This is a genomic window from Marinobacter orientalis, assembly GCF_004792665.1.
In the GTDB taxonomy this organism is placed as follows: domain Bacteria; phylum Pseudomonadota; class Gammaproteobacteria; order Pseudomonadales; family Oleiphilaceae; genus Marinobacter; species Marinobacter orientalis.
In genome coordinates this window covers 531,434-555,876 of sequence record NZ_SRZX01000001.1, presented here as the reverse complement: position 1 = coordinate 555,876, position 24,443 = coordinate 531,434, and the positions used below count along the sequence as shown (strand labels likewise).

At 56.9% G+C, this 24,443-nt stretch carries 18 protein-coding genes; 5 read left to right on the top strand and 13 right to left on the bottom strand.

Going from position 1 to position 24,443, the window contains the following annotated elements; genetic code table 11:
* Positions 1-274: 274 nt before the first annotated feature.
* A complete protein-coding gene (pnp, locus tag DIT72_RS02675) occupies positions 275-2,398 on the top strand; it encodes a polyribonucleotide nucleotidyltransferase (RefSeq protein WP_135953650.1) in 2,124 nt (707 codons plus the stop codon).
* A 191-nt stretch (positions 2,399-2,589) separates the two neighbouring features.
* Here the strand turns inward: pnp and DIT72_RS02670 are convergent, their stop codons facing one another.
* The 9 genes from DIT72_RS02670 to DIT72_RS02630 form a co-directional block, all read right to left on the bottom strand.
* On the bottom strand, positions 2,590-3,456 hold the full coding sequence (locus DIT72_RS02670) for an alpha/beta hydrolase (protein ID WP_135953649.1): 867 nt from the start codon (positions 3,454-3,456) through the stop codon (positions 2,590-2,592).
* Positions 3,426-5,291, bottom strand: a complete 1,866-nt coding sequence (locus DIT72_RS02665; protein WP_135953648.1) for an Lnb N-terminal periplasmic domain-containing protein — start codon at positions 5,289-5,291, stop codon at positions 3,426-3,428. Before DIT72_RS02665 ends, DIT72_RS02670 begins: the two co-directional genes overlap by 31 nt.
* 96 nt (positions 5,292-5,387) lie before the next feature.
* Positions 5,388-5,852 carry a DUF3015 domain-containing protein gene (locus tag DIT72_RS02660; protein WP_135953647.1) on the bottom strand — a complete coding sequence of 155 codons (465 nt, stop codon included), beginning with the start codon at positions 5,850-5,852 and terminating at the stop codon, positions 5,388-5,390.
* A 168-nt stretch (positions 5,853-6,020) separates the two neighbouring features.
* On the bottom strand, positions 6,021-6,722 hold the full coding sequence (locus DIT72_RS02655) for an ABC transporter ATP-binding protein (RefSeq protein WP_135953646.1): 702 nt from the start codon (positions 6,720-6,722) through the stop codon (positions 6,021-6,023).
* A gap of 9 nt (positions 6,723-6,731) precedes the next feature.
* Positions 6,732-7,487 (bottom strand): high-affinity branched-chain amino acid ABC transporter ATP-binding protein LivG, encoded by a 756-nt coding sequence (livG, locus tag DIT72_RS02650; RefSeq protein ID WP_135953645.1) that lies wholly within the window; start codon positions 7,485-7,487, stop codon positions 6,732-6,734.
* 6 nt (positions 7,488-7,493) lie between these two features.
* Positions 7,494-8,765, bottom strand: coding sequence for a high-affinity branched-chain amino acid ABC transporter permease LivM (locus DIT72_RS02645; RefSeq protein ID WP_135953644.1), 1,272 nt, complete (start codon positions 8,763-8,765; stop codon positions 7,494-7,496).
* On the bottom strand, positions 8,765-9,688 hold the full coding sequence (gene livH, locus DIT72_RS02640; protein WP_135953643.1) for a high-affinity branched-chain amino acid ABC transporter permease LivH: 924 nt from the start codon (positions 9,686-9,688) through the stop codon (positions 8,765-8,767). Before livH ends, DIT72_RS02645 begins: the two co-directional genes overlap by 1 nt.
* A gap of 162 nt (positions 9,689-9,850) precedes the next feature.
* Positions 9,851-10,963 (bottom strand): branched-chain amino acid ABC transporter substrate-binding protein, encoded by a 1,113-nt coding sequence (locus DIT72_RS02635; protein ID WP_135953642.1) that lies wholly within the window; start codon positions 10,961-10,963, stop codon positions 9,851-9,853.
* Between the two features lie 79 nt (positions 10,964-11,042).
* The gene (locus DIT72_RS02630; RefSeq protein WP_135953641.1) at positions 11,043-11,993 is read right to left on the bottom strand and encodes a tetratricopeptide repeat protein; all 951 of its coding nucleotides are present in this window, start codon (positions 11,991-11,993) and stop codon (positions 11,043-11,045) included.
* 216 nt (positions 11,994-12,209) lie between these two features.
* Here DIT72_RS02630 and DIT72_RS02625 point away from each other — a divergent pair, with 216 nt between their 5' ends.
* Complete coding sequence (locus DIT72_RS02625) at positions 12,210-12,710, top strand: MarR family winged helix-turn-helix transcriptional regulator (RefSeq protein WP_135953640.1); 501 nt, start codon at positions 12,210-12,212, stop codon at positions 12,708-12,710.
* A gap of 23 nt (positions 12,711-12,733) precedes the next feature.
* Here DIT72_RS02625 and DIT72_RS02620 read toward each other — a convergent pair whose 3' ends face one another.
* The 3 genes from DIT72_RS02620 to lon all read right to left on the bottom strand — a co-directional run bounded on the left by DIT72_RS02620 (position 12,734) and on the right by lon (position 16,992).
* The gene (locus DIT72_RS02620; RefSeq protein WP_228260713.1) at positions 12,734-13,075 is read right to left on the bottom strand and encodes a c-type cytochrome; all 342 of its coding nucleotides are present in this window, start codon (positions 13,073-13,075) and stop codon (positions 12,734-12,736) included.
* Between the two features lie 55 nt (positions 13,076-13,130).
* A complete protein-coding gene (locus DIT72_RS02615) occupies positions 13,131-14,396 on the bottom strand; it encodes a PQQ-dependent sugar dehydrogenase (protein ID WP_135953639.1) in 1,266 nt (421 codons plus the stop codon).
* A gap of 145 nt (positions 14,397-14,541) precedes the next feature.
* Entirely contained in the window at positions 14,542-16,992 is a 2,451-nt protein-coding gene (gene lon, locus DIT72_RS02610) for an endopeptidase La (protein WP_135953638.1), read from the bottom strand.
* A 215-nt stretch (positions 16,993-17,207) separates the two neighbouring features.
* On the opposite strand from lon, the gene DIT72_RS02605 reads away from it, so the two are divergent.
* Both DIT72_RS02605 and DIT72_RS02600 read left to right on the top strand, forming a co-directional pair.
* The gene (locus DIT72_RS02605) at positions 17,208-18,077 is read left to right on the top strand and encodes a tetratricopeptide repeat protein (protein WP_135953637.1); all 870 of its coding nucleotides are present in this window, start codon (positions 17,208-17,210) and stop codon (positions 18,075-18,077) included.
* Between the two features lie 279 nt (positions 18,078-18,356).
* The gene (locus DIT72_RS02600; RefSeq protein ID WP_135953636.1) at positions 18,357-19,787 is read left to right on the top strand and encodes a hypothetical protein; all 1,431 of its coding nucleotides are present in this window, start codon (positions 18,357-18,359) and stop codon (positions 19,785-19,787) included.
* Positions 19,788-19,870: 83 nt separating this feature from the next.
* Here DIT72_RS02600 and DIT72_RS02595 read toward each other — a convergent pair whose 3' ends face one another.
* A complete protein-coding gene (locus DIT72_RS02595; RefSeq protein WP_135953635.1) occupies positions 19,871-21,235 on the bottom strand; it encodes a KamA family radical SAM protein in 1,365 nt (454 codons plus the stop codon).
* A gap of 537 nt (positions 21,236-21,772) precedes the next feature.
* Between DIT72_RS02595 and aceE the strand changes: the two genes are divergently transcribed.
* Positions 21,773-24,442 (top strand): pyruvate dehydrogenase (acetyl-transferring), homodimeric type, encoded by a 2,670-nt coding sequence (gene aceE, locus DIT72_RS02590; RefSeq protein ID WP_135953634.1) that lies wholly within the window; start codon positions 21,773-21,775, stop codon positions 24,440-24,442.
* Position 24,443: the final 1 nt, after the last annotated feature.

Here is a 24,443-nt window from a genome sequence, read left to right as displayed (position 1 = left end):
TGGTTGTGCTTCTCCCCTGCATCGTGTCTGTCAGTGAAACCTGAAGAAACTCCCTGTCGTATTGGAAAGTTGAAATTGATAGCAGGTTGTTGAAAACCCCGGCCCCGGATTTCCCGAGGGGAATACTGCCCGGCCCGGGATTTTGCAACAGCCTGTTAGCTTTCAGACGGGTTGCTCTTCAGTTCATCAGTTCAGGCCGTGGTGCAGTTAAAACGGACAGTCCGCATGGGCGGGCTGTCCGAGTCAATTTGAAATGATGAATTCAGGAGTTACAGTGGATCTCAAACCCGTAAAGAAAACGTTTGAACTTGGCGGCAAGACCGTCACGATTGAAACCGGCCGCATTGCCCGTCAGGCCACCGGCTCAGTGCTGGTAACCGTTGATGATATCTCGGTACTGGGTACCGTGGTTGCTGCCAAAGACGCCAAGCCCGGTCAGCCGTTCTTCCCGCTGACCGTGAACTACTTCGAGAAGACCTACGCCGTTGGCAAAATCCCGGGTGGCTTCTTCAAGCGTGAAGGCCGTCCGTCCGAGAAAGAAACCCTGACTTCCCGTCTGATCGACCGTCCGATTCGTCCGCTGTTCCCCAAGGGGTTCATGAACGAAACCCAGGTCATTACCACGGTGATGTCATCCAGCAAGAACCAGGACCCGGACATCGCCGCAATGCTGGCCGCTTCGGCAGCCCTGTCCATCTCCGGTATTCCCTTTGACGGTCCGATTGGTGCATCGCGCGTAGGATACACCAACGAGCGCGGCTATTTCCTCAACCCGACCTTCGAAGAGCTGGAAACCTCCCTGCTGGACATGGTGGTCGCCGGTACCGAGGATGCGGTTCTGATGGTTGAATCAGAAGCCAAGGGCCTGATCGAAGACCAGATGCTGGGTGCCGTGCTCTTTGGCCACCAGGAGATGCAGACAGCGATTACTGCCATCAAGGAACTTGCCGCAGAAGTTGGCAAGCCCCGCTGGGACTGGCAGCCGGAGCCGGAAAACACCGAGCTGCTGAATGCCGTTAACGCCGAGGCTGCCGCTGCCATCGAGGAAGCCTACAGCATCCGCGACAAGATGGAGCGTTACGCACGGCTGGGCGAGATCAAGAGCGCGCTGGTTGAGAAGCTGGCAGGCGAAGAGGAAGGCCAGCCTTCTGCGGATGATGTCAAAAAGTATTTCGGCAAGGTCGAAAAGACCATTGTGCGCAAGCAGGTTATCGACGGCAAGCCGCGCATTGACGGCCGTGACAACAAGACAGTCCGTCCTATCGAAGTGGAAGTCGGCGTTCTGCCCAGCACCCACGGTTCGGCGCTGTTTACCCGTGGTGAAACCCAGGCCATCGTGACCACCACACTGGGTACCGCTCGTGACATGCAGATCATCGATGCCCTGGAAGGGGAGCGCAAGGATCCGTTCCTGTTCCATTACAACTTCCCTCCGTACTCCGTCGGCGAAGCTGGTCGTGTCGGTACGCCGGGTCGTCGTGAAGTCGGCCACGGCCGTCTGGCCAAGCGTGGTGTGGCTGCGGTCATGCCTTCCATGGAAGAGTTTCCGTACACCATCCGCGCGGTATCCGAGATCACCGAGTCCAACGGTTCCAGCTCCATGGCGTCCGTCTGTGGTTCCAGCCTGGCGCTGATGGATGCCGGCGTGCCGATCAAGGCGCCAGTGGCCGGTATTGCCATGGGTCTGGTCAAGGAAGGCGACAAGTTCGCGGTTCTGACCGATATCCTCGGCGATGAGGACCACCTCGGTGATATGGACTTCAAGGTGGCGGGTACTTCTGAAGGTATCACGGCGCTGCAGATGGACATCAAGATCCAGGGCATCACCGACGAAATCATGGAAGTCGCTCTCGACCAGGCCAACGCAGCGCGTATGCATATCCTGGGCGAAATGGCGAAGGTGATTGCCACACCGCGCAAGGAACTTTCAAGCCGCGCGCCAAGCATCACCACCATCAAGATCAACCCGGAGAAGATCCGCGACGTCATCGGCAAGGGCGGCTCCACCATCCGCTCCATCTGTGACGAGACCGGCGCTTCCATTGATCTGGATGACGACGGTAATGTGAAGATCTATGCCGACAACCAGGATGCGGCCAACGCCGCGATGAAGCGGGTGATGGAAATCACTGCGGAAATCGAGGTTGGCGCCATCTACAGGGGCCGTGTTGAGCGCATTGTGGACTTCGGTGCCTTCGTTAACATCCTGCCCGGCAAGGATGGTCTGGTACATATCTCCCAGATCTCTGACCGCCGCATCGAGAACGTCACCGACGAGCTCAGCGAAGGCCAGGAAGTTCTGGTGAAGGTACTGGACGTAGACAACCGCGGACGCGTAAAACTGTCCATGAAAGAAGTAAAGGAAGGCGAACAGCCCACGGATCTCTCCGCGCTGTAAGCCTTGATGCCGCGGGTTTCACCAACCCGTAGGTCGGATCAGGCGAAGCCGTAATCCGACAAAAAAAGCCCGCCACTCATCAGAGTCCGGCGGGCTTTTCATTTCCAGGCCTGCAAGCCCTGGCGCTCCACGGTTTTGCAAGACCCGTAGGTCGGATTAGGCAAAGCCGTAATCCGACAAACCCAGGCCCCCTATTCACCATTAGCATCCATAAATCCAAGCACCGCTGCCTGATATCCCGGAATCACAAACGTCGCCCCATGGCCCGTATCCGTCCGCAGAAATTCCTTGGGCTCTTCCGCAGCCTCATACAACCGCCGCCCATGATGAAACGGGATAATGCCATCGCGGACACTGTGGATCACCATTACCGGCACGGGGCTGATATTCCCGATGTGCTCATAGGTTTCATATTCGTCAGTAACTGTCCAGCTCAGGGGAATCTGCAGTGGCCATGTAAGCCAGAAGTCGCCCAGTTTCTCACGGGCAATGCTGCGGAACCCGGAGAAGGTGCCGTCGAGGATTACGCCATCCAGCGGCGGTTGTTCGTTGCGTTTTACCCATTCGCTGGCCAGGTTGGTGCCCAGTGCTCCGCCGAGGCTCTGGCCCAGCAGGAACAGTGGCCGGTTCTGTATGTCCGGCTGGTCAGTCAGCCACCGCAGGCCGGTCTCGGCATCGTGCAGGCTGCCCTCTATGTCCGGTGCTCCGGTTGAGCGGCCATATCCCCGGTAGTCGATAAGGAATACGTTGTAGCGCTTTTCGGGGAGCCAGGCGACGTTCATGATGTGGCTGCTGATGTTCTGGGCATTGCCGTGGAGAAAATAGACGGTGCCTTTGGGCTCCGATTTTGCGGGCAGCCACCAGCCATGGAGAGTCTCGCCGTCCGCGGTGTTCAGGAATACGTCTTCATATTCCAGGTTCAGGCGGTCCGGGGTAACGTAAATGACCTGGTCGGGATAGAAGAACAGACTGCTGCAGCCGGCCTGCAGTAGCAAAATGAAGGCGGCAGCGGTGCCGGCGAATGTTTTCAGAAGTAGGCGTGGAGTCCGAGTTGCCATGTGCTGCGGTACCTGTCGTAGTGGTCTTCACGGCTGAATTTTCCGAACAGGCTGAACTCCCGTCCGAAGTGCCAGTTGGCTTCCAGATAGGCCTGGTCCTGTCGATGCTGGCTGCTGACGATCCAGGCCCTGGTTTTCACACCAGCCAGAAGGCTGAACTGGTTGTTCTGGTGAAACAGGCCCAGGTCGGCGCCCGGAGCAACATCGTAGCCCCGACGCAGGTCGTCGTCGATTTCCAGATCAGCGGTGGCAATGGCGAAGGCCTGGGTTCCCCTGGCCAGTTGCCAGCTGCCGCCGGCACCCCCTTCCAGATAGGGGGTAAAAACGCGGTTGTTTTCGGTGTCCGTGCGGCGGCCACCGAAGCCGACCTGCCAGGATAATGGCGAGAAGAACTGGTTGCGGGGCGAAAGCGAACGGATCTCCACGCCAGTCAGCTGTTCGATCTGCAATTCGTTATTGTCGGTATACAGACGGGCGTCCAGGCGCAGGAACTGAAGCTGGGCGCCGCTGCGATAGCCGGCGGGCGGGTCGAGAATGTCGTGATAGGCCGGACGAAGGGTGAGCTCAGTGAAGTTGCGATCCCCCAGTTGCCCGCCGCTGACACTGGCGCGGAAGGTATCGTGGCCCTGATCATCACGGATGGCAGGATTGGGTGGGCCGTCCTCGACGGCCACGTCACGAATCTGACTGCGTTCCCGCAGTAGATCGTGCGACAGGGGCGCCGCATGTTCACGGGGCCAGCCGTCGGCCTCGCTCTGGTAACGGACATAGTCATAGGTGGTGTCCAGTACCCGGGCCCGGTCTTCATCGCTTAATGCTCTTACCTCCGGCGCGTCTGCAGCCACGTAGCCGTTGGCAATGGCGGCAGCGAGGGTCTGGTGATCGCCGGGCAGGGAGTCGATGCTGTGGCTGACGCTGGTTGCTGCAGAGGGTCTGTAGTAAACCTCCTCCACCAGACCCCGGTCAACTACCCAGCGGACGGTGTCGGAGGGAATGGCGTGGGTGCCGACTTCGTCCAGCAGATTGGTGCCGGGGCGGGCAGCGTCGATCAGGGCCAGCAGCCGGTAGGCACAGTTCTCGTCGAAGAAATAATAGTCGAAGTTACGGTCGCGGATCTCCCAGGTGTGGGCCAGCATCATATCGACTTCTGTCTGGGTCAGGTTGAGCTGGTACTCCCAAAGGTCCCGATGTTCGATATCGGAATAGAGGCGGATCTTTTCGTAATAGGGCTGGATGGAGGTGATGCCCGGGTAGCCGCCGAATATGCCTTTGTAGGCAAACATGATCTCGTTGTCGTGGGCGGCAGCGTCGGCAGCGTAAGAAATGGTGTTGGCCAGAATCAGATTGGTTTCCTCGTCTTCCTGGGGCGGATCAAGGCGCAGGAAGGTATGGCCAAACATCGACGACGGGCTGTTGAGGTAGGAAGCTGCAAATACCAGAGTTACAGTTTCCGTATTCAGCTCTTCAGTCCATTCCTCGTAGGCAGGGCAATCGGCCGGTTGCTGTGGCAAATCCAGTTGCTGTCTGAGCCAGCGATCCCTGGCCGGGAAACGGCAGCGGGCGTGGTTATCGCCGCTTCCGGGTTGGGTGATCGCTTTCAGTGTGGCATCAAGCTCTGCTTTGGGAGAGGTTTTGCCCCGCTCACTGAGGAAGAAACTGTCATCATCGGCCTGGCTGATGTAGCGGTCACCGAAGCGCTCAGACTGGTAGTGGACGAGGGTCAGCCATGCAGGTTGTTGGTGGAGATCTCCTGGGTCTGGCAGCGGGTTGGCGTACGCGTTAAAACCTGTTGCCAGCCAAAGCAGGGCCAGCGCGAACCGAAGCGAAGTGCGCATGGATGGTCAGTCAGTTCCGGGTTGAAAGACGGATGGGTATCTCGATAGCGGTTGCGCCGTCCTTGGCACGTCGATTCCTGTTACAAGCCGGGAGAATCAGGCAGCTACATACTTGCTCAGCGATTCATTCTGTTCCAGCAGTGCTACGATGGCGTCCACCGCTTCACCGGATGTGGTGTCCGAAGACGGGAAGATGGTCGCGAAGTTATCCTGCAGAACCCTGCGGAATGAATCACGGTCGGCTTCCTCGACACCCAGCAGCACGGCCACGGTATCCAGGTTCTCGCCGGAGCCGCGGGACATGTCACGGGCCACCTTGTCGATGTTGCTTTCCATGTACATGGCCATGGATTGCACAGACTGGTTGGTCTGGCAGCCGAGGGTTCCGGTGGTCATACCGAGGGTCTGGTTACCAAAGGTAGCGTTGGTGGTTGCCGCCAGAACGTGGGGGGCGATGCCGGACTGTCCTTTCCAGATCATGGCGCCAACGCCGCAACCAGGCTGGGCGAAAGCGAGGGTGGAAGCACCCATGAGCAGTGCACCTGCGATCAGTTTTTTCATTATCCACTCCTTGTTTGATTTAGCTGTCGTCGCAAACGCGCCGCAGCGCCTCGGACGGTGCCGGGGCGGCGCGCTAACGGCCCTGACTGATTTGCCGTGGAGACAGGTCGACCGTTACGTCTGAGTATAGTTCATATATCAGGAAGGCAAATTACAAAGATGACTCCGTTAACCTCCCAGGTAGGCATTCTGAACATCCGGGTTGGCGAGCAGGTTTTTACCGGTATCGTGTAAACGGATGCGGCCTGTCTCAAGAACATAGCCCCGGTCTGCCAAGTTCAGGGCCTGGTGCGCGTTCTGTTCCACCAGGAACACGGTAATGCCTTCCTCACGCAGCTTGCCGATGATCTCGAAGATCTGCTTGATCACCAGCGGTGCCAGCCCCAGAGAGGGCTCGTCCAGGATGATCATGTTGGGTCTGCTCATCAGTGCGCGGCCGATGGCCAGCATCTGCTGTTCTCCGCCCGACATGGTGCCGGCTCGCTGGTGTTCCCGCTCTTTCAGGCGCGGAAACAGCTCGTAGACGTGGTCCTGGCTTTTGCGGATTTCCGGTTTGGTGTTGAAGAAGCCGCCCATATGGAGGTTTTCTTCCACGGTCAGGCCGGAAAATACGCGCCTGCCTTCAGGCACAATGGCGATGCCCGAGCGCATGATGTTGGACGTCATCTCCCGGGTTATATCCCGCCCCTGAAAAATGACCCGGCCGGATGTGGCCTGGGGGTTGCCGCAGACGGTCATCAGCAGCGTGGTTTTGCCGGCGCCGTTGGCACCGATCAGGGACACAATCTCACCTTTCTCTACTTCCACAGAGACACCGTGAAGTGCCTCGATCTTGCCGTAATGGGTATGGACGTCTTCTAGTACAAGCATGGTTTTTCCTCAGGCCTCACCCAGATAGGCTTTGATAACGTCATCGTTGCGGCGGATCTCATCCGGCGTACCTGTGGCCAGGGGGCGGCCCTGGTTGATCACATTGATGCGATCGGAGATATCCATCACCAGACTCATGTCGTGTTCAATCAGCACCACGGAAACGTTGTAGTCTTCCTTCAGACTGATGATCAGTTGGTTGAGGTCCTTGGTTTCCGCGGGGTTAAGGCCGGCAGCCGGCTCGTCCAGCATCAGCAGCCTGGGCTCGGTGACCATGCAGCGGGCAATTTCCAGCCGTCGCTGCTGGCCATAGGCGAGGTTGCCGGCATCGCGGTTGGCCATATCCGTGAGGCCGACCCGGTCCAGCCAGTAAGCCGCACGGTCCAGGGATTTCTGCTCCTTTTCGCGGTAGTTGGGCGTTTTGAGAATACCCGAGAGCAGGTTGGTGTTGAGGTGACGGTGCTGGGCCACCAGCAGGTTCTCAACGACCGTCATGCGGCTGAAAAGCCGCACGTGCTGGAAGGTCCGCACCAGGCCAAGGCGGGAAATTCTGTAGTCCGGCTTGCCCTGAATCTCACGTCCTTCAAAAAGGATCTTGCCACCGGTAGGCTTGTAGAAACCGCTCATGCAGTTGAAGACCGTGGTTTTACCGGCCCCGTTGGGGCCGATAATCGCCACAATTTCGTGTTCCTGTACGTCCAGCGATACCTGGTCCACCGCCAGCAGCCCGCCGAAGCGCATCGACAGATTCTGTACTTCAAGCATTATCCGTCACTCCTGCCGTTTCAGTTCGATATGGATGCGTCGCATGGGCATCAGGCCCTGGGGCCGCCAGACCATCATCAGCACCATGGCGGCACCGAAAATCAGCATCCGGTATTCGGAGAACTCCCGTGCCAGTTCCGGCAGGATGGTGACGGCGATGGCTGCGAGGATTACGCCCATCTGGGAGCCCATGCCACCGAGCACCACAATGGCCAGGATAATGGCCGATTCCAGGAACACGAACGACTCCGGGCTGATAAAGCCCTGCTTGGAGGCAAACACGGTGCCCGCAAAGCCGGCAAAGAAGGCACCGATAGTGAACGCAGACAGCTTCACCGCGGTACGGCTCAGGCCCAGGGACTTGGCGGCAATCTCGTCTTCCCGCAGGGCTTCCCAGGCACGGCCCACCGGCATGCGCATCAGGCGGCGGATGGCGACAGCGGTGATCACGGCCAGCACCAGGGCAATCAGGTACAGGAAGATCACCTTGTGCTCACCGCTGTAGGCAATGCCGAAGGTTTCGTGGAAAGACGTGTTGCCTTCCTCCTTGACCCGGCGACCGAATTCCATGCCGAACAGGGTCGGGTCGGGAATGCCGCCGATACCGTTGGGACCACCGGTCAGGCTGGTCATATTGTTCAGCAGGATGCGGATGATCTCGCCGAAGCCGAGGGTCACGATCGCCAGATAATCCCCCCGCAATCGCAGTACCGGAAAGCCGAGCACCAGCCCGAACAGCGCAGCAAGCAAGGCACCGATGGGCAGGGCGAACCAGAAGGAGACGCCGTAGTACTGGGACAGCAGCGCGAAGGTGTAGGCGCCAACGGCATAGAAAGCCACGTAGCCCAGGTCCAGCAGGCCAGCCAGACCCACCACCACATTCAGGCCCAGCGCCAGCATGATGTAGATAAGCACCAGGGTCGCCAGGTCCACGGCGCCGCGTGAAGCAAGGAAAGGCCAGATAAGTGCCCCGATAATCATCAGTGTGAGCAGGGTGGACTCCAGCCTGAGCCGTTTGCTCTGCTCCATGGGCTTGCGGTTGGCAAGGGGATTGATGGCGGGTAACTGGCGCAATGAGCCCATCACGCTATCCCGGAACAGCTGGAACAGGAAGACAATCACTGCAGCCAGCAGTACGCCCAGGATCGTGGTCGCCCCGGCCCCTTCCAGGATGATTGAAGTGCCCTCGCTCTCGAGGTTGAAACCCAGAATGGGATAGGAGATTACCAGAGTGATAATGGCGCAAAACAGCGCGTGTTTCAGGTTATGAGCAGCCATCAGATCTTTTCAACCTCCGGTTTACCAAGCAGGCCGGTGGGTTTGAACAGCAGAATCAGAATCAACAGTGCGAAGGACACCACGTCCTTGTACTCACCACTGAGATAACCCGAGGTCATGCTCTCGGCAACCCCGAGAATGAGCCCGCCGAGCATGGCGCCGGGAATGCTTCCAATGCCCCCAAGCACCGCAGCCGTGAAGGCCTTGAGCCCGGCGATGAATCCGAACAGCGGGTCGATGGAGCCGTAGTACATGCCCAGAAGCAGGCCGGCGACTGCTGCCAGCGCGGCACCAATCACAAATGTTGCCGATATGATGCGGTTGGTATCGATGCCAAGCAGGTTGGCCATCCCCAGATCCTGGGATACGGCACGGCAGGCACGACCAATGCGGGATCGGGATATGAACAGGGAGAGGACGGTCATGCAAACCAGGGTGGTAGCGAAGATCATGATCTGTATGTAGGAAACCGAAGTCTGGAACGAGTCTTCGGCACCGAACTGGAAACCGCCCTCAATCAGCGCAGGGAAACCGATGTTGCGGGATCCTTGTGCCAGGTGGACGTAGTTCTGGAGGAAGATGGACATGCCGATGGCCGAGATCAGCGGAATCAGCCTGTGTTTTCCGCGAACTGGCCGGTATGCGACCCGTTCGACAGCCCAGCCCATTGAGCTGGAGACGATCATCGCGCAAATCAGTGCCACAATCAGTACCAGTGGCAGCCAGGCGATACCCAGGGCGGCAAGGCCGGTAATCGCGATCAGCGAGGTGTAGGCGCCAATCATGTAGATCTCACCATGGGCAAAGTTGATCATGCCGATGATGCCGTAAACCATCGTGTAACCGATGGCGATCAGGGCATAGGTGCTCCCGATCGTCAGCCCGTTAATGAGCTGCTGAATGAAATAAAGGAGATCTTGCATCTGTGTGGGACTCCGATAGCCTGCCCCCTTCACTGCGATCAGGCATGGCCCCGGGGTGCCGGGCGCACTGATTACAGGATCAACAGGAGCCTAGAAAAACACCTTCTCCCGGATCGCGGTGAGAAGGTGTTCTCATGATTACCGTTTGTTAACGATTTTGGCTCAGTTTACCGGAGTTTTGCTGCCATCTGAATGCCATTCGTAGACAACAAACTCGAACGACTCCATATCGCCCTTGCTGTCATACTCAACGGTACCGATTGGCGTCTCGAAGGTGCCCTCCCGCAGAGCTTCGGCGACCTCGAACGGGTCTTTGGACCCGGCGGCTTCAATGCCCTCGGCAATCAGCTGTACGGCAGTGTAGGAGGTAAGTACAAAGGGACCGGAGGGGTCTTCGCCCTTCTCTTCAAAGGCCTCGACCAGTTCCTGGTTTTCCTCTTTTTCGTCGAAGCTCGGCGGCAGGGTGACCAGCAGGCCTTCAGCTGCTTCGCCGGCTATGGTGTTGATGTCCTTGTTGCCAACGCCTTCCGGGCCCATGAAAGTGGTGTCCAGATCGGCCTGGCGCGCCTGACGCAGGATCAGGCCCAGTTCCGGATGGTAGCCACCGTAATAGACGTAGTCCACATCCGCCTGCCGCAGCTTGGTAACCAGTGAGGAGAAGTCCTTGTCGCCGGCAGTAATGCCTTCAAACATTGCCACTTCAACACCACCCTCTTCAAGGGTGTCCCGTACCGCCGTGGCGATGCCTTCACCGTACTGCTGCTTGTCGTGAATAACAGCAACGCGCTCCGGCTCCTGGCTGATCAGATAATTGGCGGCAACCGGGCCCTGCATGCTGTCGAGGCCGATGGTGCGGAACACCATCTCGTAACCACGCTGGGTAATCTCCGGGCTGGTGGATGCCGGTGTAATCATCAGGATGCCTTCATCCTCGTAAATGTCCGACGCTGGCTGGGTGGAACTGGAACAAAGGTGTCCAACCACGAACCGCACGCCATCGTTCACCATGTTATTGGCAACGGTTACCGCCTGCTTCGGGTCACATACGTCGTCGTATTCAACGCCAACGAGTTCCTCTCCCATGACACCGCCGTCGGCGTTGATCTGTTCGATCGCCATGCGGGCACCGGAAAATTGCATATCACCGTACTGGGCGACAGGGCCGGTCATTGGCCCCGCGATACCGATCTTGATTTCAGCGGCAGCGTGGCCTGCGCCCATTACCGCGATAGAAGCGCCAATAGCAGTTACGAGTTTTTTGACTGATGTACTCATTGGGTGTGTCCTGTCTCAGGGTTATTCTTATGTTCTCAGAGATGTAAACAAACACCACACATGCTTCCTTGTCAAGCAGTCAGGTGTCGGACTGGGTCTCGTCTTGCGGAAAGATCAGTTTCCGGAAGCTTTCGTGATCCCGCAGCTGTTCGAAGCTGGGGTCAACTGAAGCGTCGTCTTTGTAAGCCTCGGAAATATCAATGGCTTTCTGCAACGTTGCCACCGCATCTTCCCAGCGGCCGATCTCGGCATAGGCGCAGGCCAGCTGGTAATGGGCATGGCCGTTATCCGGCGCGAGTTTCAGCGCGCGCTGACAAAGACTGATGGCCCACAAGGGCTCCTGCATCTCCAGGACTGCATCGGCTTTGTAACTGAGTGCTTCCACATCGTCCGGGCGAAGGTCCAGAATGGTGTCATAGGCAGAAATCTTGTTCTGCTGGGACGTCTCCTGGCTGGCTTTCAGCCACAGGGAGTGCACTTCGTTGGTGCGTTCAATTTCCGCCTGGTTCTGCTGGATGATATCGGATTTCTGCCTGAGCTGATCCTCGATGAACTCCAGCCGTTTCTCATACTCCACCACCAGTTCATTGACACGTTTTTCGGCCAGGGTCGTGAGCTGGTTACGCATGTCGCGAATGGAATTCCAGCCGACCATCACCAGAATGGAAGTGGCGCCGGCGATCAGGTAGAAGAAATAGGTGACCGTATCCGTAGCGTAGGACATGGTCTTGTCCGCCACCGACAGCTCCTTGTCGACCACCTTCTCAATCAGCTCGGCCCGGGTGTTCATCATTTCCTTGCGCAGGGCCTTGCTTTCCTCCAGCAGGTAAAGCTCGACAAAGGGCGTATACATGGGCTCTTCGAGGGTGTCGATCCTCTGCTGCACATCGTCAGCGGTGAGGTCCTCGCCGGGGTCCTGTGCCAGGGTTCCGGCACTGAAAAGCAGCGCCAGAAGGCATGAGGCGGCGAGTATTGTCAGGCGTTTTCCGAAGGGGAAATGGGAGAAAATCTGGTGTATTCGGGTGTCCATCTGGCCATGTCCGTTTGCTTAAATTCAACAGGATGGTGACCTTAGCATAGTGACTGCCGGAAAAATGCCGAGATTCTGCGAGATTCTGGAAAGTGCCGGCAGGTCAGTGTAATAGATGCCCTGGGTTACGGTTGCTGCGGCTTGCAATATGGGGAGCAAAGACCTCTAATAGTTAGTGGTATAAAGAATCTGGCAGACATCAAGCGGAGTGGTGCGTTGAATAATTATGAAGAGGTTTTGGTGGCGTTGCGCCGGGTCATTCGTGCAACAGACCTGCATTCCAAACGCCTGAGCAAGCATGCGGGACTGACGGGTCCGCAGCTGCTCATCATGCGTAGCATTCGTGACCTGGGTGAGGTGACCATTGGCACCATTGCTGACACGGTCAGCCTGAGCCAGGCGACGGTGACCACCATTCTGGACAGGCTGGAGCTTCGCAAGCTGGTTTACCGGGTTCGCAGTACCCGGGACAAGCGAAAAGTGCATGCGCACCTGACGGAAGAGGGGGCGGATATCCTCTCCCGCGCCCCAAATCCGCTTCAGGAGGAATTCATACGGAAGTTCCAGAGCCTGGCGGAATGGGAACAGACCATGATTCTGGCCTCACTTCAGCGGGTTGCCAATATGATGGATGCGGATAATATTGATGCCGCGCCTCTGCTAACCGTAGGGTCAGTCCTGAAGGACGATGGCTGGAAGGCCGATGAACAGTCCTGAGAGACTGATATCGGTCACAATAGTTATTCCGGCATCTTTGCGGTAATTTCAATAGATTGGTACCAGGCTGCAAGGTCTGAAATTTGCTGGTCTGTGAGGTTTTTTGCCACCACAGACATCATGTCGTTCTCCCGCTTGCCACTGCGGAAAGCCTTGAGTTGTTTTTCAATATATATCTGGCTTTCGCCGGCAAGGTGGGGTGCAACGGGGATTTTTGCAATCCCATCCAGGCCATGACATGTCTTGCATTGGGTCGCAAGTTTCCGCCCTTCTTCAGGGTCTGCGCTATGGGCGCTCGGAATCACGGTTACAAAAGATGCGATAACCAATATTCTGGATAACGCAATTTTGATCATTCTTGTCATATGACATCTCCAGAGGACCGGGGAGGGACTTTCACCCTCCTCCCCGGTCGTGGCATCAGGAGTCCGAACCGGTATAGGCGATTCGATAAACCGCGCCAGCCAGGTCATCCGAGACCAGTAGTGACCCGTCTTTCAACAGTGCCACATCCACTGGGCGGCCAAGGTATTCGCCGTTCTCATCCAGCCATCCCTCGGCAAAGGGCACCGTTTCTCCGGCAACATTGCCCTCGGCATCTACCGGCGTGAACATCACCCGGGCACCCACGGGCACGGTCCGGTTCCAGGAGCCGTGTTGCGCTGAAAAAATCCCCCCCTGATACTGCTTCGGAAACATGTTGCCCTTGTAGAACACCATGCCCAGATCGGCTGCGTGAGCGATCGTTTCTGAGACCGGGAACACCACATCCACGGGGACTTCCTCGCCCTTGTACTCATTGGTGCGAACATCACCACCGCCATACCAGGGGTGGCCAAAGTGTTGTCCCATGGCTGTCTGGCGGTTGATTTCCCCCGGTGGAATATCGTCACCCATACCGTCCACCTGATTGTCCGTGAACCAGAGTTCGCCGGTAGTGGGGTTGAAGTCATGACCAACGGAGTTGCGGACACCGCGGGTGTAGACCTCTCGCCCGGTACCGTCCTGATTCACCCGGATAATACCGCCAATACCCCATTCCGCAAAGGTGTCGAGGTGCTCCTTGGGGGCGACATTGTAAGGCTGGCCGAGGGAAATATAGAGCTTGCCGTCAGGGCCGACATCGCAGACCCTGGCTGTGTGGTTGTAACTGACGAACTCTTCAGGAATCAACTCGCCACCGGGGATGACCTCCGCGGCCACGACATCACCGCCCTCGTAGAAGAATTCGGCGGCCGGGTAGGCCAGAACCCGGTTCTGTTCGGCAATGTAGAGCACGCCCGAGGGCGAAAAGCAGGGGCCGTTGGGAACGGACTTGGCCACCGACGGCGCAAAATTCTTGACTTCGTCGGCAACGCGGTCCTTATCCCGGTCGGTGACGGCCCAGACTTCGGTTTTGCGGGTTCCCACAAAGGTAACGACGCCTTGCGGACCGACAGCCATGTGGCGGGCATCGGGAACCAGCGCGTAAAGGCTGATTTCGAAACCTTTTGGCACGCGGATCTTTTCAAGGGTTTTGCGGATGGCAGCCGCGCTGTCGCTTTTCTGGTCGATGACGGTAAATTCGGCATCTCCAGTGGTCTGGAAATTGCCAAGTTTTTCGAGGGTATTGTCAGACTGGCCATGGGCAAGGGGTAAACAGGCGAGACCAATGGCCACGCCCAAGATCGAGGATTTCTTGTTCATTGTTGTACCGCTCTCTTTGTGTCAGCGAGTTGGGTGCCGGTGGCTGAAAGGCCACCGGCTGTTTGTTTTTTGTTCACGCTGATTCGAGTAAAGACAACGCCCTCATGGGCGTCAAGGCAGGTACATACTGGTCCGACCAGTTAATTCAATGAACACTTGCGCCCTTCCGGGGCTTATCCGCAAAACACACCTGGAACACATCACTGTACTGCTTCGCAAAATTCACCGTCAGCCCTTCCTTCAGATACTCCGGCAGTTCCTCATAATCCCCACGGTTCGCCTCCGGCAGAATCAGGGTGCTGATTTTCTGGCGTCTGGCGGCGATGACTTTCTCGCGGATGCCGCCTACCGGGAGCACCTGGCCTGTCAGGGTGAGCTCGCCGGTCATGGCGATGTTCTGCCGGGGTGCCTCGCGGCGGGCGATGGAAAGCAGCGCGGTGGCCATGGTGACGCCGGCGCTGGGGCCATCCTTGGGAGTGGCGCCCTCCGGTACGTGCAGATGCACGAAGGATTTGTCGAAGAAAGTCGGGTCAGCTTTGAATCGCTTGAGGTTAGAGGATACATGGCTGTAAGCGATTTCTGCGGACTCTTTCATCACGTCCCCCAGTTGCCCGGTAAGCTTGAAGCCGCGCTGGGTGCTGTGGATGCGTGAGGCTTCAATGCTCAGGGTGGCGCCGCCCATGGCTGTCCAGGCAAGACCGGTGACGACACCGACGCCTTTCATGGATTTTTCTTTGCGGAATGCCGGCTGGCCCAGATAGGTTTGCAGGTCGGATACGCCCACCTTCACTGGCTGGCCAGGGTTTTCCAGCAACCGCACGATGCCTTTGCGGATGACTTTGTGCAGCAGCTTTTCCAGGCTGCGCACGCCGGCTTCCCGGGCATAGCCTTCGATGATCTGCTTGATGGCGGCATCGGTGATGTTCACCTGCTTTTTCAGCAAGCCGGCCCGCTTCAGTAGCCGCGGCATCAGGAAATGCTTGGCTATGGCAACCTTTTCCTCGGAGATGTAACCGGACAGGCGAATCACGTCCATACGGTCCAGCAGTGGACGGGGGATGGTGTCCAGCTGGTTGGCGGTGCAGATGAACAGCACCTTGGACAGGTCCATGCGCACGTCCAGGTAGTGGTCGAGGAATTCCCGGTTCTGCTCCGGATCGAGGGTTTCCAGCAGTGCCGAGGCCGGGTCGCCCTGGAAGGACGCACCGATCTTGTCGATTTCGTCCAGCATGATCACCGGGTTGGACACCTTCGAGTCTTTCAGGGCCTGCACGAACTTGCCGGGCATGGCGCCGATGTAGGTGCGGCGGTGGCCCTTGATTTCGGCTTCGTCGCGCATGCCGCCGACACTGAAGCGATAAAATTTGCGGCCAAGAGCGTCGGCGACGGAGTGACCGATGGAGGTCTTGCCCACGCCGGGAGGGCCCACCAGCAGAAGAATAGAGCCGCTGACCTCACCTTTGAAAGTGCCCTCGGCGAGGAATTCGACGATACGGTCTTTGACGTCGTGCAGGCCGTCATGGTCACGGTCGAGGATGCGGCGGGCTTCGCCGAGATCAAAGTGATCTTCCGACGTCAGTCCCCAGGGCACCTGCGTGAGCCAGTCCAGATAGTTGCGGGTAACGCCGTATTCCGGTGAGCCCTGTTCCAGCACCTGGAGTTTCTGGAGCTCATCATCAAAGCGTTCCTGCACCTGTACCGGCGGATTCAGTTTTTCCATGCGCTCACGGAAACGTTCGGCATCGGCGGTCTTGTCGTCCTTGGCCATACCCAGCTCGCGCTGGATCACCTTGAGTTGTTCCTTGAGGAAAAACTCCCGCTGATGTTTCTGAACCTTCTCGTTCACTTCCTCGCTGATTTCACTTTGCAGGCGGGCCACTTCCTGCTCTTTCGCCATCAGCAGCAGCACTTTCTCCATACGCCGCAACAGGGGCACGGTATCCAGTACTTCCTGCAACTCGTGCCCGGGCGCGCTGGTCATGGAGGCGCCGAAGTCTGCCAGGGGAGAGCTGTCGTCCGGTCCGAAACGGGACAGGTACTGCTTCACCTCTTCACCGTACAGCGGGTTGGTGCGCAACAGATCCTTGATGGAGCTGATGATGGCCAGGGTATAGGCTTTGAGTTCATCGGCCGCTTCCTCCGGCTCTTCCGGATACTCCACCTCTACCAGGTAGGGCGGCCGGCGCCGGAGCCACTGGGTAATGCGAAAACGCTGCAGCCCCTGGGCGATGAACTGGACCTTGCCGTCCTCGCCCTGGGCATGGTGGACCCGTACGGCGCAGCCAGTGGTTTCCAGCTCCTCACTGCCGGGAATCCCCTGTTCGGGATCGCTGTCTTCCACAAAACAGATACCCAGCACCTTGTGGTCGGTTTCTCCCACCCGCTTCAGGGTTTCCTGCCAGGGATTCTGGTTAACCACAATCGGCTGCACCTGGGCCGGGAAAAAGGGCCGGTTGGAAACAGGCAAAACATACATGCGCCTGGGCATATGCTGTTTTGGCAGTACCAGGCTTTTGCTGTTTTCGTCCTTGCCGATGTACTCGGTCAGGTCTTCTTCGGGCGCTCCAAAAGAGTCGTTGCGGTTGTCGTCGTTCATACCTTGCAAGCGTCCTCCGGGAATGTTGATCCGGGGAGCAGTGCTCCCGGTCCTAATGCCTATGTAGCGGCGCGGGCCATGATTTCAAGGTAACGGCAGGTAATTGTGCGGATTGTCAGAGGATGACGGGGAAACCTTGAATTTTCGCCCTCAGCCCCCAAAACCAACAACAATTCGTTGACCACATTTCAGGAACTCACTTTCAGGTGCTATCCATGAGTAACTCGCCGTATGTTTTTGAAGCCACAATGGACAACTTCCAGCAGGATGTGATGGAAGCCTCGTCCCGTACGCCGATCCTGATCGATGTATGGGCGCCGTGGTGTGCACCCTGCAAGCAGTTGACACCACTGCTGGAGAAGCTGGCGGATGAGTATCGGGGTGGCTTCATGCTGGCCAAGGTAAATGCCGACGAGCAGGAGCAACTGACGGCCAGTCTGGGGGTGCGTAGCCTGCCCACGGTGATTCTGGTGAAAGACGGCCAGGCGGTTGACGGCTTCAATGGCGGACTCCAGGAAAGCGAAGTCCGCAAGATTCTCGACAAGCACATCGAGATACCGGAAGAAGAGGAAGCCCCCTACGACAGGGCCCACCGGCTCTGGGAAGAGGGCGACGTGGAAGCGGCCCTGGCGGTGCTTACCGAGCTGAACCGGAACGATCCGGAAGATCTGAAGGTGCTGATAGACCTGGCCCAGCTGAAAGCCGAACTGGGCGACCTGGAAACTGCCGAACAGGTACTGGACAGTTTGCCGCCGGAAGAAAAGATGCAGCACCAGGCCAAACAGCTGGCGGCGCGGATCAAGTTCCTCAGGGCATCCGCCGAACTGCCGCCGATCAGGGAGCTGGAGGATGCTCTCGACAAGGATCCGAACGACCCCAACGCCCTGCACCTGCTGGCGCTGCATCACATCCTCCAGGAAAATAATGCCAAGGCCATGGAGCTGTTGATCCGCCTGATGCAGGTGGACAGCAAGTACAAGGACGAAGTAGCCAAAACCACACTGATCGAGCTATTCGACAAGCTGGGCAATAACAACCCCGACGTACGCACCTATCGGCGCAAACTGTACACCCTCATGCATTAACTGATCCGCAAGAGTCTTCGTTACCGTAGGTCGGGTAGAGCCAAAGGCGAAACCCGACTGAGGCCTCCCCCCATTACAAAACTCCCAACGCTCAAGTTTCTTTTCGTGGTCAAGCGTGGTCAATTTGTATATTTATTAAGCAAAACAATCATTTAACAATAGTTTTCATCATCAATATTGTTAAATGCGCTAATCTCTCTGAGCTATCTGAAGGAATAGCAAAACCCAAAAAAATAGAATAAGGGGGCAACATGGAGTTCCCTGACCAAGGAGTTATTGATGATGAAGTTTAAGCGCTCGGCGTTGGTGTTGGCGATGTTCGGTGGATTTTTACTGTCGGGATGTGGAGGTTCCAGCTCTTCTACTGGCGATGGGCCCACTGTTACAGAAGAAAGCTCACAGACGACTACAGAGCAAACAACGAAAACGGGTACGTTTCTGGACAGTGCCGTCGAGGGACTTCGTTATGTTACGCCTACCAAAACGGGTCTGACGGGCGCAAATGGCGAATTCGAATATCAAGAAGGAGAGGTCGTCTTCTTTCTTCTAGGTAACTCTTTGGTCGGGAGTTCCATGGCGTCAGATGTAATGACGCCATTGGATATGATTAACGAGAACAGCAACACCAGCAAAATGGCAAATGTTCTTCGTTTTCTTCAATCACTTGACCAGGATGATAATCCTGATAACGGAATAACCATCTCCCAGACTGTTCAAAATCAGGCCGAGCTTGATGGAATTGAGGTGGATTTTGATGTTGATGCTGATGCTTTTGGCTCACAGACGGCTGTAGATAATGTCTTATCGGCAGATAACAAGGTGCTTATATCGGAAGAGGCGGCAAATAATCACTTCCAGGCAACGGTTGACCAGCTTGATGCCAATGAAGTGGATTTGAAAGGGACCTGGTTTACTCAGACTACATTTGTCCGAGATGGCCAGAAATGTGGGGAGGTTGCAGAAACCACCGTTGTTTTTGATGGAGACGGATACACAGAGACTGGTGATGAGCTTAACAGCAGTTCCGACGGCACGATCGTCAGCTGCAACACTGTAGCGTATTCAGGAATGGAAGTCGCGTACGCCTCAGCGCCGGATGATCTGCCGGCAAAAGGCTGTGACCAAGGAATTTGTAGTTTCAACGAAGTGAATAAATATTTCCCTAATTGGGAAGCAGGAAGTTGGGAGCTAGATTCTCAGCAGTTCTCCGTCGTAGTCGTCAAGTACTATCCAGGCATGGATAAGATGGTTCGCACAAAAACGGACAAGGTGCGGACCCGTGACATAAATGGCAACATTGTTTCGGTCGACACGTGGGGTACGTTCACTACAGTTTACTTCCGCAAGGAAGCTGCCGAATACACGAAAAACATGGTTGGCACTTGGGACGTAACCTCCTCCAACCTGAGCTGCCCCGATGTAACTGCCATTCAAACGCTTGTCTACAGTGAAACAGGAATCCAAGTGTCCGGTCAGGAACTCAACCTTGTTGACGGCAATTGTGAGTTTGAAAGTACGAGCGGCACTTTTGCCTACGACGATCCGCAGCTGTCAGCGGATTTCTGTGGACCTGTCTGTGATTTTAAGCAACTGAATGGAACTTTTATAGACGAGGGTGAAGAGATCCAGTTGTCTCATGTGCGCGGTACGGATGTAATTAATCGTACTAAAGGCTATTCTCACCGCCAGCGTTGGGTGAAAGTGGACTAAGTCTCTTTAAAGAAAAAGAGGTCAGATGAAAGCTTTCATCTGACCTCGCGCGTTACGTGTTAATCGCATTGCCCGTTATTGGGTCAGCCATTCCCCCTCTTCATCTCCTCGTACTCATCCTCAAAGAAGAACTTGTCCTCCCCCAGCGCCGGCTCCAGCTCGTGTAGCCAGGTTGCTGTCTCACTGTATTTGGCAAAGAACGGCCGCTGCACCCAGTCCGGGTTGCGGGCCTGGATAAAGCGCAGCACAAACACCTTCTCACCGTTGATCTCGGTGATGCCCTGGACTTCTACCTTGCCCGGGCCGGCGCTCATTGACGGGCCGCGGGCGGTACGGGCCAGGCCGGACACCTGCTTCATGGCCTCGCGGTAGATGTGGAAAGCTTCTACCAGGGGCACTTCGAAGTAGTTCTTGGCACCGGTGTCCCTTTCTACAAACATGTAGTAGGGGATGATGCCCAGTTGCACTTCCCTGTTCCACAGCTTCGCCCAGTCATCGGCGTTGTCATTTACGTGCTTGATCAGCGGTCCCTGGGCACGGATTTCGGCGCCGGTGGCGCGAAGGCGGCGGATGGCCTCTTCGGCGATGTCGGTGGTGATTTCCTGCCAGTGGTTGTAGTGAGCCATGATGGCCACGTGCTTGCCGGCATCGACCAGGCGTGCAAACAGGTTGATCAGTTCGTCCGCGTCCTTGTCGGTGACAAAGCGATATGGCCAGAAGGTAAGGGCCTTGGTGCCGATGCGGATGGTCTGGATGTGATCGAACTCCGGCTCAAGCAGGGGCTCCAGATACTGGACCAGGTGTTTGGTCTTCATCACCATGGGGTCGCCGCCGGTCACCAGCAGGTCGCTGACTTCGGTATGCTCCTGCAGGTAGCCGTGAAGCTTTTCGGCTTCGGTGCTGGCCATCTTCAGGTCCTTGTCGCCCACAAACTGGGCCCAGCGGAAACAGAAGGTGCAGTAGGAGTGGCAGGTCTGCCCCTGGGCGGGAAAGAACAGCACCGTTTCACGGTACTTGTGCTGTACGCCGTCCAGGACCTCGCCATTCAGCTGCGGCATGTTCATTTCCATCTGGCCGGCTGGATGCGGGTTCAGCTCGTCGCGAATTTCCTTCGCCACCGCCTGGATCTCTTTCTTGTCGGCGCCTTCCCGGTGCATTGTTGCCATGCGCTGGTAATGCTCATCCTTCAGCATGCCTTTCTGGGGAAATACCAGCTGGTAGATAGGGTCGTTGGGCACCCTGTCCCAGTTGATCAGCTCGTTGATCACATATTCGTTAACGCGGAAGGGCAGCACACTGGCTACAACCTTCATTTCAAACAGGGTCTCTTCGGGGAGGTTCTGGATGACGTCAATCTTGTCGAGCTGGCGGTCCGTATAGACCTTGAAGCGCCGCTCTTCGAACTCGGCAGTGGGGATGCGGTTCGGGAACGTGACGATGGAGTTCATAGATCGCCCTCTTTGGTTATGCGCCAAATTCAGGAGGGTGGAAGTCGCCACCGCTCCGCTGGTTAAAAAACGGGCAGCCGAGTATACATAAAACCAGAAGCATTTTCAGGTCTAAATAAAACCGCTGAGCCAGGCTTTTCCTTGGTAGGAATCCTACGACATTGGTCTGATTATGCTTGTCTGAAGATGAAAAAAACGCCATTCTTACGTAACTAACCGAAATAGTCCGGAATGCTGAGTCAAATCCATGCCAAAAATAAAATTTGTCAGCAAAATGTAGTAAAAATACTACGTAATTTTCGGGTTGATTCAGGTGAATATTGTGTCGTTGCCTGAATGCACAGGTCCAAAAGCCGATCCGGCAAGGCCATTTCAGGCAGTAAAACCGGCAATCGTGTTCTATGCTTGTTCAATGTAACTAACGGGCGAATACCCACAACAAAACGTTCTGCAATCCATCGCAGCTTATCAACACTGCAAGGCGTTCTGCTGCTGATCGTGGCGCGCTGCGCTTTATTAAGGCCAAGGGGAGGTTTGATGCACCAGGATGATGATCCCATAGAGACCAGTGAATGGCTGGATGCGCTGGAGTCTCTGATCGAACAGGAGGGCGTTGATCGCGCCAAGTACATTCTCGAGAGGCTTTCCGAGCGAGCCAGCCGCGACGGCACTGAGTTGCCCTATTCCATCACCACACCATTCCGCAATTCCATACCGGTGACCCAGGAAGCCCGGATGCCTGGTGACCTGTTCATGGAGCGTCGTATCCGCTCGCTGATCCGCTGGAATGCAATGGCTATGGTGTTGCGGGCCAATCAGCGTCCGGGTGAGCTGGGCGGGCACGTATCGTCATTCTCCTCGGCAGCTACACTGTACGATGTCGGCTTTAACTACTTCTTCCATGGCGGGGACGAAAAGCGTGAATCGGATCTGGTTTACTTCCAGGGCCATTCCTCGCCGGGCATTTATGCCCGCTCCTACCTGGAAGGCCGTTTTGAGGAAGAGCAGCTGGACAAATACCGGGAAGAAGTGGATGGCAACGGCCTTTCCTCTTATCCCCACCCCTGGCTGATGCCGGATTACTGGCAATTCCCCACGGTGTCCATGGGTCTCGGGCCGATTCAGGCGATTTATCAGGCTCACGTGATGAAATACCTTCACAGCCGTGAGCTGATTGATATGGGTGACCGCAAGGTATGGTGCTTTGTCGGTGACGGTGAGTGCGACGAACCGGAAACTCTCGGCTCCATCTCCGTGGCCGGCCGCGAGAATCTCAGCAACCTTATCTTTGTCGTCAACTGCAACCTGCAGCGCCTGGACGGACCGGTAAGGGGCAATGGCAAGATTATCCAGGAGCTGGAAGGCGTCTTCCGCGGTGCCGGCTGGAACGTGCTGAAAGTGGTCTGGGGCCGGATGTGGGATCCGCTGTTCGAGAAGGATACCGATGGCCTGATGCAGCGTGTCATGGACGAGGCCGTGGACGGTGAGTTGCAGAACTTCAAGAGTAACGGACCGGCCTACACCCGCAAGCACTTCTTCGGCAAATATCCGGAGCTGTCCAAGATGGTGGAGAACCTCACCGATGACGATATCGCCAAGCTCAACCGCGGTGGCCACGATCCCTACAAGGTTTATGCGGCTTATCACCGTGCCATTCACAATAACGGCGGGCGGCCGACAGTCATCCTGGCCCATACCATCAAGGGTTACGGGTTTGGCGATGCGGGCGAAGCCCAGAACACCGCGCACTCGCTGAAGAAACTGGATATGGATCAGCTCAAGGCCTTCCGTGACCGGTTTGCGGTGCCGCTCAAAGACGAAGAGCTCAAGGACGTACCTTACTACCGGCCGGCGCCGGACAGCCCTGAAATCGTCTACATGAAAAAACGCAGGCAGGAGCTGGGTGGCTTCTATCCCAAGCGCCGCAGGGACTGTCAGCCGCTGCAGGTGCCGTCGCTGGATACCTTCAAGACCTTGCTGGAAGGCTCCAATGGTCGCGAGATCTCGACCACCATGGCGTTTGTGCGACTGCTGACGGCACTGACCAAGGACAAGCGTATCGGCAAGCGGATCGTGCCCATCGTGCCGGATGAGGCCCGCACTTTCGGTATGGAAGGCATGTTCCGCCAGCTCGGTATCTACACGTCGGAAGGCCAGAAATACGTGCCGGAAGACCGTGAACAGATCATGTACTACAAGGAAGACAAGAAGGGCCAGGTTCTTGAGGAAGGGATCAACGAGGACGGTTCCATGGCGGCCTGGATGGCAGCGGCTACCTCATACAGCACCAACAATTTCCCGCTGGTGCCGTTCTACATCTTTTACTCCATGTTCGGCTTCCAGCGGGTGGGCGACCTTGCCTGGGCGTCTGGTGACATCCAGGCCCGCGGCTTCCTGATCGGTGGTACTGCCGGGCGCACCACGCTCAACGGCGAGGGTCTGCAGCACCAGGACGGTCACAGCCACATCCTGGCCCAGACCATTCCCAGCTGTAAGTCCTACGATCCGGCTTACGGCTACGAGATGGCCGTGGTGGTTCAGCATGGCATCAAGGAAATGTTTGAAGACAACCAGAACGTCTTCTACTACCTGACCATCGAGAATGAAAACTACGAACAGCCCGCCATGCCGAAAGGCAAGAAGGTGGAAGAGGGCATCATCAAGGGGATGTACCAGATCGAGTCCGTTGAAGCCAAGGGCGGCAAGAAGGCCTCCCGTGTTCAGCTGCTCGGCTCCGGTGCCATCCTCAACGAGGTTCGTGCTGCGGCGCAGCTGCTGAAGGATGACTTTGGCGTAGCCAGTGACGTCTGGAGCGTAACCAGCTTTAACGAGCTGGCCCGCGACGGTCTGCACGTCGAGCGCTGGAACCGTCTGCATCCGGACGATACGCAGAAGAAGTCCTACATCGCCCAGTGCCTGGAAAAGCAGCAGGGGCCGGTGGTGTCTTCCACGGACTATATCAAGCTGTTCTCCGAGCAGGTACGTGCCTACATCCCGAAAACTTTCCTGACCCTGGGCACCGACGGCTTCGGCCGCAGTGACACCCGTGAAAAACTGCGGAGTCACTTCGAGGTGGATCGCTACTATGTGGCGGTGACCGCGCTTGCAGCCCTGGCGCGAGACGGCGAAGTCAAGAATGACGTGGTTCTCGAAGCCATGCGGAAGTACGGAATCGATCGCAACAAAACGAACCCGGTGCTGAGCTAAG